Raw genomic sequence first — 16207 nt, 5'->3', positions numbered from 1 at the left:
AGGGGGCCGTAGGTACGTACCCTGCTCGTCGCCGAGCGGTCGCGTGGCAGCATTCGCTGCTGACAGGAGCGGGAACGCGCGTGATTACGGCTCCGTCCCCCACACGAGCGCGCCGTTCCTGTAGAGCGTCACCTTCGTGTGATTTGCGAAGCTCGTCTTCGCCGGATCGCACGAGTAATCATTCGCCTCGTTGTAATTGGACCAGTTGTCCTTGTTGAACCGAAGCTGAATCTCACCGCTCTGCCCGCCTGCCGGGACGCTCCCCGCCGCCGCCGTGAAGCCCACCTCGGCGTACGTGTCGGCCCCGGTCCGCGCGGGGCTCACCGCCGAGAATTGCCGCGTCACGTTCGAGCTTCCTACCACCGCGTAATCACATGCCGACTGCTGCCCGTTCGCGCCGTCGCTCGTGTACCAGTACCGGATCTTGAGCTCGCTCAGCGGCACGCTGCTCGCCCCGGTATTCACGATATTGAGATGAGGCCTGATCTGGTTATCGCTCGCGTTCGTGTCCCCCGCCCTGTACTGCACCGACAGCGAACCGCCCCCGACCGGCGGCTGGCCAGGGTCATTCACCGTCACGGCCACCACGCTCGACGTCGTCGTCGCGCCCGCATTGTCGGTCGCCTTTGCCGTGATCGCGTACGAGCCTGCCGCGACGTTGCTCCACGTATACGCGTACGGGGCCGTCGTGTCCTCCCCGAGTTTCACCGCGCCCGCGAAGAACTCCACCTTGCTCACCGTCCCGTCGCTGTCGCTCGCCGTCGCCTGGATCGAAATGCTCGCGGGTGTCGTGAACGAGCCGCCGTTCGAGGGGGCCGTGACGCTCACCGAGGGCGCCGCGTTCTGCGAAGGCGGCGGCGTGCTCCCGCCGACCGGGTTCGGCATTCGGTCGCCCATGAAAAGAAGCGCGAGCACGCGGAGCGAGTCGTTATAATAATTCTCGCTCTGGAAATTCTTCGTCTCGTTCCACATCGCCGCCTTGAAGGCCGCGTCGGGCGACACGGCCGCCCCGGCCGCCGCCATTCCGACGAACGTCGCGTTGTGCCATTGCCCGATGAGGTTCCCGGACACGGTATACCCGTCTTTGATGTTCCCGACGCCCACGCCCTTCCAGAACGTGTTCAGCTTGTCGAGCTGCGCGATCGCCTGCGGCGTCCCGTACCAGACCGCGTCGACCGCGAGGCGCCACGGTACGCGCGCCGCGTCGTATCTGTAATCGAAGCCCATCCCCGAGGCCTGACCGCCCGCCGCGGTCGTCCAGTCGGGCAAGAGGCCCGTGTTGCCCGCGCCCGTGCTCGCATTCAGGTTCGCGATGATCTGATAACACGACGCCGCCACGCTCTCCCACCGCGCATCGCCCGTGTAGGCCTTGAATGCCCTGTAATAGCCGGGCGCGAAATAACTCGGGTTCGTCACGGAGGAGCCGCCCCACGCGTCGCCGGGCTTGAGCACGTTCGTCCCGCTCTCCACCTCGTGCTGCAGAATGCGCCCGAGCAGCGTCTTCGCCTCGACCCCGTACGCCGCGCCCCAGGCCTTTTCCGCCACGATGAGCGCGAGCGCCATGTCCTCGTCCGAGTCGGTGGCCGCGTTCCAGCCGATGACCGAGTTGCTCGCGTTGATCTGCCAGTGCATGAGCCCATTGCCGTCGAGATGACTCTTCGCATAACTCCACAGGCCGTCGAACGTGGGTTTGTCGCCCAGGTATGCTGCGAGGATCATGCCGTACGCGATGCCCTCCGAGACGGTATCGTTCGCGTTCTCGGGCCGCTGCACGCGCAGGAAGCCGCCCGCTCCCGAGGACGTGACGTATTTGGTCTTCCACGCGCTGTAAGCGCTGTTGATTGCGCTGTCGGCGTCGGCCTGGCTCGGCGCCATGAGCAGGCTCTCGGCCTCCCACACGTCCTCGTCGAGCTCGGTCGCATCCATATCGCCGCAGCCGATCGCCGTGGTCGCCGCGAGGAGGCTGCACGTCACGAGGTGGAAGAGGGCACGATTCGTCTTCATGGGAGGCTCCTTGGGCTCGGGCGGCCCGCTCCGGGCCGGCGTCGTGCCGCGGAGCCTGAGCAGCTCTCGTGCCATGCCCAAAGCCCTCAAGAGCACCGGGGATTCGAGGGGATCGTCAGCGGCCCCGCGAGAGGCCTGCGATCCGCTCGATCGCAGGGTGATCGGATCGATCACCCCTGCGACGTGCGAGAGCGCTCTTCCCGTAGACTTCGAACCGGATTCGTCGACGGAGTTCGTCCCAGGGCCTAAACGAGGGCCCCTCCATCAATCACGATGGCCTGCCCCGTGATACCGGCGGAATCTTCCGACGCCAGATGGAACGCCAGGTTCGCCACCTCGCGTGGCTCGATCATGCGGCCGAGGGGCACGCTTTTCCCCAGCGCCGCCTCGTCCAGGCCGAGCTCGCGCATGCGGCCTTCGGCCATTGCCGTGCGTGTCCAGCCGGGGCAAATCGCATTGACGGTGATGCGGCGCGGAGCGGCGTGCAGCGCGAGGGCCCGCGTGAAGCCAATCACGCCGTGTTTGGCCGCGGTGTACGCCGTTTGATCCGGCGCGCCCTTGAGCCCCAGCACCGACGAGATATTGATGATCCGCCCAGCCCCATCGGGCAGGTGAGGAAGCACCTGCTTGCACAGGTAATAGGTGCCATTCAGGTTGACCGCGAGGACCTGGTGCCAGAACGCGTCGTCGCCCTCGGGATCGAGGGAGTTTGCCCCGGCGAGCCCCGCGTTGTTCACAAGCACGTCGATACGACCGAAGCGCGCGAGGACGGCGCGTACGGTCGCCGCGACCGCGCCCGCGTCGCTGACGTCGCAAACGTAGCTCTCCGCCGCGTGAGGTGAATCCACGCGGGATCGCGCGAGGGCCGCGACGGAAAACCCTCCTTCGTGAAATCGCTCGACGAGGGCCGCGCCGATTCCCCTCGACGCGCCCGTGACGAGGGCGACACGCGCGCTCATTGCGCCACCCCGCCGCCGTCGACGGGCATGACGACGCCCGTCATGAAAGACGCCGCGTCCGAGGCGAGGAACGTGATGGCCCAGGCGATCTCGCTCGGATCCGCGAAACGGCCGAGCGGGACGGCGGCCTTGTAGACGTCGTCGCTCGTCACCTTCATTCGTTCGGAGAGCACGGAGAGCACCTGGCGCAGCATCGGGGTATCGGTGCTGCCCGGCGCGACGCAGTTGACGCGAATGCCGCGGGGGCCCCAGTCGAGGGCAGCGCTCTTCGTGAGCTGCGCGATGGCCGCCTTCGACGCGCCGTAAATCGCGCTGTCGCGCTTGCCGATGAAGGCCTGATCACTCGCGTTGTTGACGATCGCGCCGCCGCCATTCTGCAACATGATGGGAATCACGGATTGCATGAGCAGGAAGGGCGCCTTGAGGTTCACGGTGAGCACGTCGTCGATCGCCTCGAGCGACGTGTCCACGAGGTTGCCGAGGTGCGTGACGCCGGCATTGTTGACGAGAATGTCGATCCGCCCCTCGAGCGTGGCGACGCGCGTCACGTGGGCGTCGATGGCCTTGAGATCACGCAGGTCGACGTCGGGGAGGTCGAAGCCGTGAACACGCGCGCCGTGCTCCTTGAGCAACGACGCCACCGCTTTGCCGATACCACTGCGATGTCCAGTGACGATGGCGACTTTGTCTCGAATTCCGGGTAACATGAAGGGAAGACGCGTTACCACGCGTGGGCGTCCACGTCAATCGAGTTCCGGTGGCGTCAGCTTCACGCTTCGATGAAGCGTTGGGCGGATTCCTCGGCGCGCCTTTTTCCCAAACGAGCGTCGCACGATCCGTAGCTGCTTGGGGGCCATGAGCAACACCGGTTCGCCGTGGCCTTCCATGGTCTCGCACGTGCTGGAGAGCGGGCAATCGGTTGTCCTCCTTCAGATGATCCCGCCATTGGCGCGCAGCGTTTGCCCGTTGATCCACGCCCCATCCGGCCCCGCGAGGAACGAGACCGCCGCCGCGATGTCCTCCGGCTGCCCGAGCCGCTCCAGCGGCGCGAGCTTCGCGAGCCGATCGATCGCCTCCTGCGACTTGCCGTCGAGGAACAGTCGCGTCGCGGTCGGGCCCGGTGCAATCGCGTTGACGCAGATGTTGCGGCCGCGCAGCTCCTTGGCCAGGATGCTGGTCAGCGCCTCCACGCCCGCCTTGGTCGCCGCGTACACGCCGTAGGTCGGCTGGAGCAGGCCGACCACGCTCGAGGAGAAGTTGATGATGCGGCCGCCACTTCGCAGACGCCGCGCAGCTTCGCGCAGCGTGTTGAACGTGCCCTGGAGATTGATGGCCACCTGCCGCGCGAACGTCGCATCATCGACGTCGGCGATCGCGCCGAGCACCATGATGCCGGCGTTGTTCACCAGCACGTCGACGCCGCCGAACGCCGCCTCCGTCGCGTCGAACAGCGCGCGCACCGCGGCCGGATCGCTCACGTCCGCCTGGATGGCCCGCGCGCGGCCGCCCGCCGCTTCGATGGACTGCGCAAGCGCCTCGGCGGCCGCCGCCTCGCCGGCGTAGTTGATGGTGACGCTGAAGCCGTCCCGCGCCAGACGCTTCGCGACCGCCTCGCCAATGCCGCGAGACGCACCCGTCACGATCGCCACTCTCTCGGTTGCCATGTCGTCCTTCTCCTGATCGAGCGCTTGTCACGTCTCGACGAGAGGATTCTACGTCCGCACGCGCACGGGGGCATTCGCAGGATTGCCGTGGAGCACCGCGTGATTGCCATGCGTGAGCCCGCCGGCACGACGCGCGCGAGAGGACCGGCTAGCGGGCGCTGCGCCGATAGTCTGTGGGGGACACGCCGACCAGCCGGCGGAATGCGGAGGCGAAGTGCGCCGGATTCTGATAGCCGCAGGCGAGCGCGATCTCCGTCACCGACTGGCGGCCGCGCGCGAGGAGGGACTGCGCCTCCTCGATGCGCAGCCGCGTCAGGCGGGCGAACGGCGTCTCCCCGTTCGCGCGTTTGAACAGCCGCAGCAAATGGAAGCGGCTCACGCCCGCTTGCTCCGCGAGCGTCTCCAGGGAGAGCGGTTCGCCGAGGTGCTCGCGCATGAACGCTTCGACCCGACGCAGCCGCAGCGTATCGCGCGCGGTCACCGGTCGCGGCGCCGGCCGACGTGCGTGGTGGACCAAAAGGTGCGCGGCCAAAAGCTCGCCGGCCGATTCCGCATAAAGATCGGGCACGCCGGCCGAAAGGGCGCGCGCGAGGCCGAGCATGATCTGCTCCACGAGCGGATCGACGCTCCCCAGCATACTCGGCATCTCGAGTCGTTCGGGATCACCGGCGGAGAGATCGCTGAATACGCGCTGGAGCGTCGGCGTGGGCAGGTGCAGTTGCAGCGTGCTGTGCGTGGTCTGGCCGTGCCAGCGGAGCGTCGCCTCCTGGCCGGGGGCGGTCATGCCGATGTGACCCGGCTCGTAATGCATCGACTGCCAGTGTCCGCCATAACGCACCTCGATGTCGCAGGCGCCGCCCGTGACGAGCACGATGAGATGATCGGCCGTGGCCGGCGTTTTGAACTCCTCGACCTCGGGCGGATCGACGTACCCGCGCAGCAGGAGCGAGCGCCAGCCCGCCTCCCAGCTCGACAGGGTCATCGCGGCGCGCAGGTGACGGTGGGCGTGCAGGCTGGGGCTGAGGTTCGTCATGAATCGGGCTCCGCGCTGCGTGACCGGGATGGACGTTTAAGCCTCCGATTGTACTGCAGCCCGTGATGCCGTAAAGAGAAGGCGCGACTCCGTCAGAGGCCGCTGGCGATCAGCACGACGAAATCCTCGGGGCAGCCGATGGCGAGCTTGCCGTCGCCGAGCCACGTCACCCATTGCGGGTGGTGCAAACGCGCTGTTTTCAGGTCGCCGGTCACGATGGTTCCGACGGGCGAGAGCTCGCCGATGACGGTGGTGATCGCTCCAGTCGCCAGATCCACCTTGCGTACGGCGTTCGCGTTGGTGTCAGCGACGTAGAGGTGCCCATTGCCGTCATAGGTCGCGCCGCCAGCACGATTGGAGAATCGCGCCGTTTCCTTGGGGCCGTCGGCGGCCGGCTCGGCCTGGTTCATGTCGGTGCCGGCGACGAGCTTCCAGGTCTTGGCGGCGAGATCGCTCTCGAGCACGAACGATGGCAATCGATGCACCGTGTACGTCGTGCCATTCGCCGGCACCCACGCGGTCAGCGTCGCGCTCGTGCCCCAGACCTCCCGGATCCCGATATCCGAGACCATGAGCGTCGAAGGCGAGACGCGCGCCTTCTCCCCGACGAGGACATTCCCGGACGGCTCGACCGCGAAGGGCACCGGGTTGATCAGCTCATAAGGGAGATCCTGGTAAGAATCGGGCGTGATCTCAGACTCGATGACGCCGCTCCCCACGTTGTACCGAGAGACCTGCCCCACGACGCCATTCATGGTCTTGAGCCCCTGGAGCACGTAGAGCGAGTTCCCGCCGCCGGTCGCCAGCGCGATCGGCTGAAAGAACTCGGCGTCTATGCCGTCGTCGTTGGGGGCGGTGGTCATGACGCCGGTGTTCACATCGATTTTGTGGATGGCATCACGGCGGTCGGCGACATAAAGCGTCGGCGCGATATAGACCATCCCTCCGACATCGCGGAGCCGGGAGGTGCCCTTGGGGCCATTGACGTTTCCCGCCTCGCCCACCGCGCCCGCGAGCACTTCGACGGTGCCGCCGGGCGTGCCTCCACCCGTCGATGCATCGGGCCCCGCGTCGGGCATGTCGCCCCCACCGCCGCCCATGCCGGCGCTGCCCCCGGCACCCATTCCGCCAGCGCCGCCGGTGCCGCCGGTGCCGCCCGAGCCACCGGCGCCGGGGTCGCTGCTGCCGCCGCCGCACGCCATGAGCGTCGCCAGCGCGGCGATGAGGATCCCGCCGGACGTTCCTCGATGAACGATGTTCATAAAAAGGACCTCTGTTTCGTGGTGAAAGAACGAGACGTTTTCCCGAGCCGCAGGGACAATGCTGCTCCGGGGACCTCTAAACACGCACCTTGCCGGAGAACGGTCCGCGGTGCTCGCGTTTTTTCGCGGGTCCCATGAAGACAAGGGACGCACGTCCTCCTCCATCACGGGAAAAATCGACTGTCCCTGCTACCGGCGTCTCTTCGCCAGCGCCGCGCCGAGCTTGGCGAGCTTCTTCTCGTTGGCAAACCAGGTGAGGCATTCGTGGCGCGTCTTGCGTTGCGTCGCGGAGAGGCTCTTTCCATGGTCGAGTTTCCCCGCGAGCGCCTCGAGCAGGAATGCCTCGGTCGAGGGGTGCCATGCGTAGAAGAGCGGCCAGAGGGACTTCGCCGGCAGGCGCGTCAGGCCGTAATGACCAGGCACGGATTGTTCGCGGCGGATGAATTCGATCAGCGCCGGGGCGAGCTTCGCGCCGTCCGCCCGCTCGAGCGGCTTGGCGAGCTTCTCCCAGGCCGGCCGCGGCGTGGCGAAGGATCCCCAATCGTTCCGGAAGAGCTCTTGGTAGGCGGCAAGCGCCGCGACGACCGCATCCATGGGCGCGCCGGTGCGCACGGTCGCATCGAAGACGTCACGCAGCGGGTCGAGCTCGTCGAGCTTGGCCTCGAGATGCCGCCGCAAGCGGCTCCACGCGTCGTCGTCGAGCGCGGAGAGGACACGCGCCTCGTCGATCGTCTCGGCGTCGCCGATGGCGCGCAGGAAAACGAAGAAAGGCGCACGCTCGGCCTTTTCATGGCGGGGAAAGACATCGAACGCGATCTCGTGCGCGTCGTCGAGGACGCTTTCCAGACGGTCGGCGTCGCGCCGGTCGGCATAACGATCGAGGAGCGGCCGGGCCCGCTGCACGAATTCGAGCCGATCAGGCAGTTTCACGCCGTCCGCCTCGCCGAGCTTCCACAGGGCCGCCGAGTGATCGACGATGGCCTTGACCAAAGCGAAGGCGATCGGAATCGACGTGCCGCGCTGGCGAGCGTCGGGGACCACCCGCCAGGGCTCTGCGCACCAGACGGCGGCCGCTCGGCTGCGTTCGTCGTCGCCGCGCTCGCTCGCGAGGAACCATTTGGGGTCGAAGCTCTCCGGGATCGCGCCTCCATTCTCCTTGCCCTTGCCCGCACCCTCGAGGCGCCGGATGTCGTCTCCATGGAGGTCGCCTTGCCAGGAAAGCCCGGCGGCGGTGGCGAGCGTCCGCGCCCGGCGATAATCGTCGAGCGCGCCGGCGGTGTCTCCCAATCCTTCGCGGACCAAGGCCCGCGCGGCGAAGATGCGCGTCTCGAAGCCGCGATCCGTGACTCCCTGGCCGGCGCGGGCGCGCGCCTCGTCGCCTCGAGCGCGCTCGTCGACGAGGGCAACCGCGTCGTCGGCGAACACGCGCGCCCTCGCGAGGTGCGACGAACGCTCTGTCTCGGAGATGGCCTTGGCTTTTTTGGTTTTCGGCCGGTCGCGGCACGGGTCTTCCCCGCTCGCGAGCTTCCCGAGGGATCGCGCCACCCGCCCGAGCCCTATCGCCTTTCGATCCTGCCGGTCGCCCCGATAAAAGAAGCCGAGCGAGAGCCCTTGCGCCGGGTCGTCGATCGGCTCGGCCGCGCGCCAATCCTCCGCGGCGGCGCGCTCATCGCCGCGGTAGAGCCGGCATTCCCAGCGAGCGCGCAAGAGCTCCGCGCCGGCAATCCCCGCGTCGAGCGCCGCCGACAGCAAGGGCTCGGCCTCGGCGTAGGCGCCGCGCTCGAACAGCTTGTACCCGAGCATCTCGGCGATCCCGACCGCCGTTTCGAAGATGGCGCCGTCCTCTTCTTTCAGCCACGCCTCGAGCGCAGGCTGGATGTTTTTGAGGAACGTGAGGTGATTGTCGCTCGAGAGGTGTTTCGTGGTGTATCGATAATGCTTGGCCACGAAGAGGCGCTCGCGCGGATCGCTGCTCCCGGTATGAGACGCAAGCACTTTCAGGTGGCCGCCGAGCGAGGAGGTCGAATGGGTCCGCTCCTTGAGTTCGGACAGCTTCGCGAGCACCTCCTTCCGAAGCTCGTTTGGCACGGCGCGCTCGAGCTCGAGCCAATAGCCGGCGTCGACGTCGAGGATGTGCCGGACGAGGAGGACCGCCTCTTCGTGCGCATCGTTATCAAGCGCCAACGCGATTCGGCCCACCGCGGGCAGCGCCGCCTGTTGGAGGTCCTGCCAGTTCTTCCATTGCGTCGAGAAGCTGAGGGGATAGGGGGTGAGCGTCGGCAGCAGGCAACGCTGGCCGTGCCCCTCGCTCGCGCGGGCCGCGGCCCAGAACCGTCCGGCGAGGAGGTAGAGGGCGGAGCCCCGCTGGCGGAGGACGATCGGCTCGCCTTCGCCGACCTTGAGGGGCACTTCGATCGACGCCCCCACGAGCCTCGCAGTGAACGGGGGGACGTCTCGCTGTCCTTGGAGAAAATTCGATGAAAAGACCCCGAAAAACTCGGCAAGGGCGTCGTGCAACGCGGCATGGGTATCCATGGGGGGCGGACCCTAGCACGTCCTCGGGCGGGGGCGGGGGGCACCCCTTCATTCACGCTCGCTGAAGGATGGCGCGCAGGCTTGCGGACATGGCGCGCAAGCGGTCCAGCGCGCGCTCGTGATCCCCGCCGCCGATGTCCCTCCAGATCGCGGCCTCCGTCTCGGCCAAGCCCTCGATCGTGATCGGGTAGGTCGCGGCTTCGGCGACGGCGCCCTTTTCGTTGATCAGGTAGCGGCCGTTCAGGGCAAACAGCACCTGGGCCGCGCAGCACAGCGCCCGGTAGGCGCAGCCCGCGATGTGCGTGCGCTCGGCGCGCCTGGCCGCTATCTCGGCATTTTCGATGGCGAAGCCCACCTCCCAGCCGAAGCGGGTGATCAGCGCGTCCTTCAGCGCCTCCGGATACGGCCACGTTTGGCTCTTCAGCTCGGCGATGAGGCCGAATGGATCGAGGAGCGGCCGGCAAATTGCGACTTCGCCCATCCAGATGGTCGAGCAGAACCCGTGGGGGTGCCCCGTTTGGTAGTTCATCGAGAAGCGGCCCTGCCGCGCGTCGGCGATGGCGGCGCGCACGCCGCCGAGGTCGCGGTAGAGGAGATCGACCTCGACGCCGCCGATGCTGAGCCAGCCGCCTCCGTTGATCCAAGGGCCCCATTCGCCGATCTGGGTCACCGTCGAGGAAGGGTCGTCCACCAGCGGTGCGACGGCCGAGCGCAGGGCCTCTACTTGCAATGGCGCATTCGGCTCGTAGTAGAGGCCGATGTCGTAGTCGGACTTGGGCCCGGCCGTTCCCCGCGCGCGTGAGCCGCCGAGTACGAGCGCGGACAGGTTTTCGACGGCCCGGAGCGCTTCGACCACACGGACAAGAACCGGATCGTCCATCATTTGTGGATGATGATGGCACCAAGCGGGTCCCGTCGCAACGTTTGCCATGCGGCCCGGCTCAACGCCCCGGAGCCGTCTTGGGACGGCTCTCAAACCAGAACAAAGTGATAATGCATCGATGACACGCCAGTGAAGCGCTCATGAGGTAGGGGCATACCGAATGCGGTATAAGATGATCTCATGGGAGTCCGGCGCGCAGATGCGGGGAGGGGAGGGGTCTCTCGGCTTCATCCACAGGGGGTGTCATCGTCGAGCTGCTCGGCCATCACCGAGCATCGCCGCCAGCACGTCGCCCGGCGTGCGGCGGGCAAGGCGTCGGCTTTCGCGCACCAGGTGAGGCTGGTCGGCATAACCGGCCTCGGCGGCCCACGCGGCCATCGATGCGGGTGGTTTCCTACGTACGAGCCGCAGAAAGCGCTGATATCGTAGAATCCTGTCCAGCGTCTTGGGCCCATAACCGAAGTGATCGTCGAAGCGCCGGCGCAAGGTGCGTTCGCAAAGCGAGAGCCGATCGCAAAGCCAGCGAACCAGCGGCTCGCCCGGCGGCGCGTCTGCTCCGCGGAGCAGGCGAAAAGCTTCGTCCATCGACGCGTCGATCCGAAAGGTGTGCGGCCGATGGGCTGCGAGCCGCTGCTCCAGGGCAGCGAGGTCGTCCACCGCCCATCGAGCCGCCTTGGCGTTGCCCCATAGATCGTTCAGCGCGACGCGCTGGTTCAGCAGCACATGCGCCGGCACGCCAAGCCACGCCGCCGCCGCGCCCGGGCGAAAACGGTAGCCTACCACCACCGCACCGGCCGGCAGGACCTCGGTCTGCGGCTCGCGGTCGGGCCCGGCCACGCGCAGTCGCCCGTCATGCATGAATTGCAGATCCATGCAGCCATCGGGCACCACCAGCACCGGCGCCGCGTCATGCGCCGGCATGCGGTGGATCCACCGGCAGGCGAACACCTCGCGCAGCGCCGGCGGCACCGGCGCCTCGGCATAGTGGCCAGTGGCCTGGGCCAGATCCACCGAGTCCGCGCGCGTGTCCGTTTTGTTCAAGACGGGGCTCGTCATCGGAGGAAAGATGGGCGGCATGAAGCCCAGAATTTCGGTCCTCACCGTGTGCGTGGATGACCTGGAGAAGTCCCTCGCCTTTTACCGTGACGGCCTCGGCCTGCCCACGCAAGGCATCATGGGCCGCGAGTTCGAGCACGGCGCCGTCGCCTTCTTCGACCTGCAGTCAGGCCTGAGGCTCGCGCTCTGGTCGCGCGAGGACATGGCCCACGACACCGGCATGGCCCGACCCCAAGCCCGGCCCGCCGCCGACTTCACGATCGGCCACAACGTGCGCAGCGAGCAGGAGGTGGACGACGTGATGGCCCAGGCGGCCCGAGCCGGCGCCCGCATCGTGAAGCCGGCGCAAAAGACGTTCTGGGGCGGCTATGCCGGCTACTTCGAAGACCCGGACGGGCACTTGTGGGAGGTGGTCTACAATGCGGAGTTTTTGCCGGTGGACTGAAGCGGGTACATCACCGAGCTTGTGACACGCGCCGCCGCGCCGACCAGATCGCGCCGGCCATGAGGGCTGCGAGAGAAAGCGCGCAGAGGTAAGCGAAGAAGTCGCCGTATTTGGCGTGCACGGTCACGTGGCCCGCGATCGGCATGTCGGCGTACAGGACGGTGCCCGGCGACGCGAAAGAATCGTTCGACCCGAGGCGCACGCCGCGCGCGTCGGTTGCGACCGACAAACCGTTGCTCGCCGCCCGCATGAGACTGAAGCCACCCTCGATCGCGCGGAACACCGTCATCTCTCCGTGCAGCGGCGTGATCGCGCGCCAATCGTTGGCTGGCACGAGCAGCAGATCGACGCCCCGCAGCGCAGCCTGGCGACCGAGCGCGGGGAAATCGGCGTCGAAGCAGATGATCACGCCGATGCGTCCGTACGGCGTGTCGAGCGTTTGCACCTGGCCATTGCCCGCGACGATGGGCTCGCCAGGCACGGGAATCGACTTCACATATTCGAACGCGAGGCGGCCCTCGGGCGTGAAGACCATTGCCTTGTTGGTCATCAGCGCGCCGGGATCCCGGGGGACCTGGAGGGCGCCGGCGACGAGGTAGACGTCGTGCTGGCGGGTGAAGTCCTGTGCGCGCGTGACGAACTCGGGCTCGAATCCTTCGTCGTATTGCGCCGCGCCCTCGTACCAGACGATCACCCGCGCGCCGTTCTGGGCTGCGGTTTTGGACGTCGCGAACAGGGCGTCGAGACGTGCGCGGCTGTTTTCGGTGCGGCAGGTGATGTCCTCGCGCCCGGGGCAGCCTTCGAAGAAGAGATGGCTCAGGGAAGCAGGATTGTTGAGCGCCGCGACGCGCACGGTTTGACGCGCGGGCGAAGGCGCGTAGCGGGCCCAGGCGCCGTAGCCGAGCGCGAGGGTCAAGCATACGCCGAACGCCACGAGCGCTGGATTGGCGCGAGGCGCGCGCGATTCGAAAAGCCCCTGCACCGCGCTGGCGAACCACGGGACGAAGAACGCGACGCCCCACAGCCCCGTCACCGAGGCGAGCTCCGGTAGCAGCGGGAAATCGAGCTCGACGTACGCGTCGTTCCCCCACGTGCCGAACGGGCTGCCGAGAGAGGTCACATAGAGAAGCGTGACGCTCGCTGTAGGGAACACGAGCGAGCCCGGCACGCCTCCGAGCCGCGGGGCCGCGAGACGGTGCAACAAGCAAGGAATCGCGCCGAGGATGCCGGAGATCGCGCTCGTGACGGCGTACTCCGCGTCCGGCATGGGAATGGCGCCTCGAAACGTGACGAAGGAGGCGACGCCACACGCGGCCGCCGTCGCGGCGAAACCGGAGAGCGGCGGCGACATCATCACGAAGCGCAACAGGAAGGCCGGCGCGACCCAAGCGGCGAAGACGTTGGCGTGAACGCCGTTCGAGAAGCAGAGCGCCACCGCGCCGAGGGCGAGGATCGCCCAGCGCATGCGCTCGGAGGACAGCATCTTCAGCGAAGGCATCGTGACCACCTATGCACCGTGTTGCATAGGTCCTAGCATCCAGCGTTGGGATATGCAACCATGTGCATAGGTAGGTCGATCGGAGGAGTCTCGCCGTGTCCCTGAAGCACTTGATCCTGGCCATCGTCGGCACGCACCCGGCCACGGGCTACGAGATCACCAAGGAGTTCGACGAGGTCGCCGGCTTCTACTGGCGCGCGACGCACCAGCAGGTGTACCGCGAGCTCGCGACGCTCGCCGAGGCGGGGCTCGTGCGGTTCAAGGAAGTCGAGCAGCAGGGCAAGCCGGACAAGAAGGTGTACACGATCACGGCGAAAGGCCGGCGTGCCTTCGCCGACTGGTTCCGCGAGCCGCCCGAGGCGCCCCGTCACGCCGACCCGCTGATGATCAAGTTTTTCGCGGCCGAACTCGTCGGCATCGAGGATCTGCGCGCCCAGCTTGCGCTCGCGCGCGAACGCCATGCGGCGCTGCTCGCCACGTTCGAGGCGATCGAGGCGAAGTATTATGCGGAGCCGATCGATGAGATGCCGCGGTGGAAGAAGTTGATCTATCTGACGCTGCGCCTCGGCATCACGCGCGAGCGCGCGTGGCTAACCTGGGCGGAAGAGAGTGAGCGGGCGCTGCGGGCGTGAAGGAGCGAGGAGCGTCTCGTGGCTCGGCTCGTGGTTCACTCCCAGTCGCCGCGCTCGACGAAGCTCGCAAAGCTCTTCGCGAGCCTGCGACCCGGGCCGGTCTCGTGGTCGAAGTCGAACACTTCGCCCACGTTTTTCCCGCGCATGACGACGCATGCATGATTGCCGGCGCCGTCGTCGGTGACCGGGAGCCACTCGGCCGGAAACGATGTCACGTCCGCGAGCGAGCGCAGCATGGCGCGCTCCTCGAGCGCCTCGGCCATGGAGTAGAGGCGGCAGCTACGGAAGCACTCGTCTTCGCCCGCGCCGTCGTGCAGGACGTAGAACGAGCGCACATCCTCGGGCAGAGGCGCCTCGAACGCCTTTTCGGCGGCGGCGAGAATCTTCGCCGATGCGCCGGCCGGGAGACGGACCCCGACTTTCCAGCTCTTCTCGCGCGCCGACTTCCACGCTTTGGCGAGCGCCGACGGAAGGCCGGCGAGATCGGCAGGATCGTACGGTGGCGGCGCGGGCTTCTCCGCGTCGCCGACCTTCTTCGCGAACGTCGCCGTGTACGCTCCGAGGCCATTCGGGTGCGCCTCGCACCACGCGACGAGCTTCGATTTGGCGGCGCCCTTCGGCTTCGCGAGCTGTCGCACGATGAGATACAGCGCGAAGGGCGGTGCGTCGCCGATCCCGAGCGGATCGTGCGGCGCATCCTGGAAGCCGCGCGTGAGCGCCTCCCAGACCACCTGGCTGTCGATCACGCCCTTGTCGAGGCGTCCGAGCGCATCGCTGACGCCCTGCGCGAACGCACCGGTCGTGACCGTCTTCCCCCATGCTTCGAGCACAAACGATTTCGCGGAGCGCTCTTTGGCCGTGGTGCCGCGTAGCTCATCGACTTTGCTCGCGAGGTTGAGGAGATCGACGAGCTTCGCGCCGTTCGCGGCCGTCGCCAGGTGCGCGTCGTCGAGACGCTTCGCATAATGGCCGTCGTCGTAGTCGAGGAGCCGCTTCAACGCCTCCAGCCCGAAGGCCGGGTGGTGCTCGGCGAGGAGCGGCTCGACGCGCGCGCGAACGGACGGCGCCGCGCGCAGCAGGGTGCCTACCGCCGCCGCGAGTGCGGCCTGCGCAAGCGGGAGTCCGAGCGCGTCGACGGAGAAGGATGCCGGGTTCGCGAGCCATCGAGCACAGAGCAAGTCCGCCGACGGCCCGAGCATCGCCCGCGCTGCGGTGAGGCCCGAAAGGACGGGCGAGAGCCCACGCGCCGCGAGCATGTCGGCGAGAGCTTGCGTCCTGTCGAACCCGAGCTCGGGCGCTTTCGCGTCCTCCTCCAGCGGGAGATACCCCGCGGTGCCGAGCACGTCTTCGCCGCGCGTGGCGAGCCAGAGATCGAGAATTCGACCGGAAATCTCGGGATTCCATCGCTCGACCGCCTTCGTGAGATACGCGTGCCAGGGCATCTTCGACGCGTCTCGGAGCTCTTCGGAGATGGGACCCCCGGTCGCGAGATATTCGCGCATCGGCGCCTCGAACGTCTTTCCCACGGAGGCCACGGCAGCCTCGTTGCTCTCCGGCTCCCGCGGCAGGGTCGCGAGCACCTCGGCGAGGGATGCGATGCGAAGCCCCGCGGCGGCGAGGCGCTTCCGAACTTCGGCGTGCGACGTCGCGACGAGCGAACCGGTGATGTACGCGTACGTGTGTTTCGTTCGATAAATCCCCGACGCCAGCTCGGCGGAGAGCAGACGGATGACGGTGGAGGCCATCTCCCGAAGGTCCGCGGACTCGGCGTCCGAGAGTCCCTCGATGGTTTTTCCCTCGTAGAGCGGAACGACGGTCAGTCCCGCGACGGCCTGTTCCACCGCGCTTTGCACGTCTTCGGCCGACACGACGATGGGCCACGCGCGCGTGTGCGCGGGCAGGCGCATGAGAGCGTCCGCTGTGACGCGTGCAACCGGCACGTCGTCAATGCTCGTCACGATGGCGTCGTAGGGTTCTCGCGGGCTCTCAGCCATGGTGGTCCTCCGGTATGTCTTCTGGAACTGCCGGCATCTACCTCCTCGTGGTGTCCTTTGCAAAGGAATTCGACTCTGACAAACCCCGGTAGGCTCGCATCCATCCTGCGCGAATCGTGCTAGATGGGATGAGGCAGCTCCGAGTGCACCTGGCACCGGAATGGCCAGTACGACGAAGGAGAAGAGCAAAGCGAAGGGCACGCGAAAGGTCGGCCCATCGCGACCCGAGCGTGCTGGAGTGC

Annotated in this window: 13 protein-coding genes; 2 read left to right on the top strand and 11 right to left on the bottom strand. The window is 67.3% G+C overall.

Going from position 1 to position 16207, the window contains the following annotated elements; translation table 11 throughout:
* Positions 1 to 84: 84 nt before the first annotated feature.
* The 9 genes from KEG57_RS13315 to KEG57_RS13275 form a co-directional block, all read right to left on the bottom strand.
* Positions 85 to 2004, bottom strand: a complete 1920-nt coding sequence (locus KEG57_RS13315) for a glycosyl hydrolase family 8 (protein ID WP_272420140.1) — start codon at positions 2002 to 2004, stop codon at positions 85 to 87.
* Positions 2005 to 2249: 245 nt separating this feature from the next.
* On the bottom strand, positions 2250 to 2963 hold the full coding sequence (locus KEG57_RS13310; protein ID WP_272420139.1) for an SDR family NAD(P)-dependent oxidoreductase: 714 nt from the start codon (positions 2961 to 2963) through the stop codon (positions 2250 to 2252).
* Positions 2960 to 3670: an SDR family NAD(P)-dependent oxidoreductase gene (locus KEG57_RS13305; protein WP_272420138.1), complete on the bottom strand. Its 711-nt coding sequence runs from the start codon at positions 3668 to 3670 to the stop codon at positions 2960 to 2962. The genes KEG57_RS13310 and KEG57_RS13305 overlap by 4 nt, the downstream gene beginning before the upstream one ends.
* Before the next feature lie 222 nt (positions 3671 to 3892).
* Complete coding sequence (locus tag KEG57_RS13300) at positions 3893 to 4627, bottom strand: SDR family oxidoreductase (protein ID WP_272420137.1); 735 nt, start codon at positions 4625 to 4627, stop codon at positions 3893 to 3895.
* Between the two features lie 148 nt (positions 4628 to 4775).
* Positions 4776 to 5660: an AraC family transcriptional regulator gene (locus KEG57_RS13295; RefSeq protein WP_272420136.1), complete on the bottom strand. Its 885-nt coding sequence runs from the start codon at positions 5658 to 5660 to the stop codon at positions 4776 to 4778.
* A 92-nt stretch (positions 5661 to 5752) separates the two neighbouring features.
* A complete protein-coding gene (locus KEG57_RS13290) occupies positions 5753 to 7090 on the bottom strand; it encodes an NHL repeat-containing protein (RefSeq protein WP_272420135.1) in 1338 nt (445 codons plus the stop codon).
* A gap of 21 nt (positions 7091 to 7111) precedes the next feature.
* Positions 7112 to 9457 carry a hypothetical protein gene (locus KEG57_RS13285; RefSeq protein ID WP_272420134.1) on the bottom strand — a complete coding sequence of 782 codons (2346 nt, stop codon included), beginning with the start codon at positions 9455 to 9457 and terminating at the stop codon, positions 7112 to 7114.
* 52 nt (positions 9458 to 9509) lie between these two features.
* Positions 9510 to 10340 carry a nucleotidyltransferase domain-containing protein gene (locus tag KEG57_RS13280; RefSeq protein ID WP_272420133.1) on the bottom strand — a complete coding sequence of 277 codons (831 nt, stop codon included), beginning with the start codon at positions 10338 to 10340 and terminating at the stop codon, positions 9510 to 9512.
* Positions 10341 to 10583: 243 nt separating this feature from the next.
* Entirely contained in the window at positions 10584 to 11381 is a 798-nt protein-coding gene (locus KEG57_RS13275) for a DUF6597 domain-containing transcriptional factor (RefSeq protein ID WP_272420132.1), read from the bottom strand.
* On the opposite strand from KEG57_RS13275, the gene KEG57_RS13270 reads away from it, so the two are divergent.
* Positions 11365 to 11841 (top strand): VOC family protein, encoded by a 477-nt coding sequence (locus KEG57_RS13270; protein WP_272420131.1) that lies wholly within the window; start codon positions 11365 to 11367, stop codon positions 11839 to 11841. The genes KEG57_RS13275 and KEG57_RS13270 overlap by 17 nt on opposite strands.
* 10 nt (positions 11842 to 11851) lie before the next feature.
* Here the strand turns inward: KEG57_RS13270 and KEG57_RS13265 are convergent, their stop codons facing one another.
* Entirely contained in the window at positions 11852 to 13339 is a 1488-nt protein-coding gene (locus KEG57_RS13265) for a nitrilase-related carbon-nitrogen hydrolase (protein ID WP_272420130.1), read from the bottom strand.
* 95 nt (positions 13340 to 13434) lie between these two features.
* Here KEG57_RS13265 and KEG57_RS13260 point away from each other — a divergent pair, with 95 nt between their 5' ends.
* Positions 13435 to 13971, top strand: a complete 537-nt coding sequence (locus KEG57_RS13260; protein ID WP_272420129.1) for a PadR family transcriptional regulator — start codon at positions 13435 to 13437, stop codon at positions 13969 to 13971.
* A gap of 35 nt (positions 13972 to 14006) precedes the next feature.
* On the opposite strand, the gene KEG57_RS13255 is transcribed toward KEG57_RS13260, so the two are convergent.
* The gene (locus KEG57_RS13255; protein WP_272420128.1) at positions 14007 to 15965 is read right to left on the bottom strand and encodes an SMI1/KNR4 family protein; all 1959 of its coding nucleotides are present in this window, start codon (positions 15963 to 15965) and stop codon (positions 14007 to 14009) included.
* Between the last annotated feature and the right edge of the window lie 242 nt (positions 15966 to 16207).

The sequence above is a fragment of the Polyangium jinanense genome (assembly GCF_028435365.1).
The sequence above is the reverse complement of the archived record's forward strand: the minus strand, read 5'-3'. Positions and strand labels throughout refer to the sequence as shown.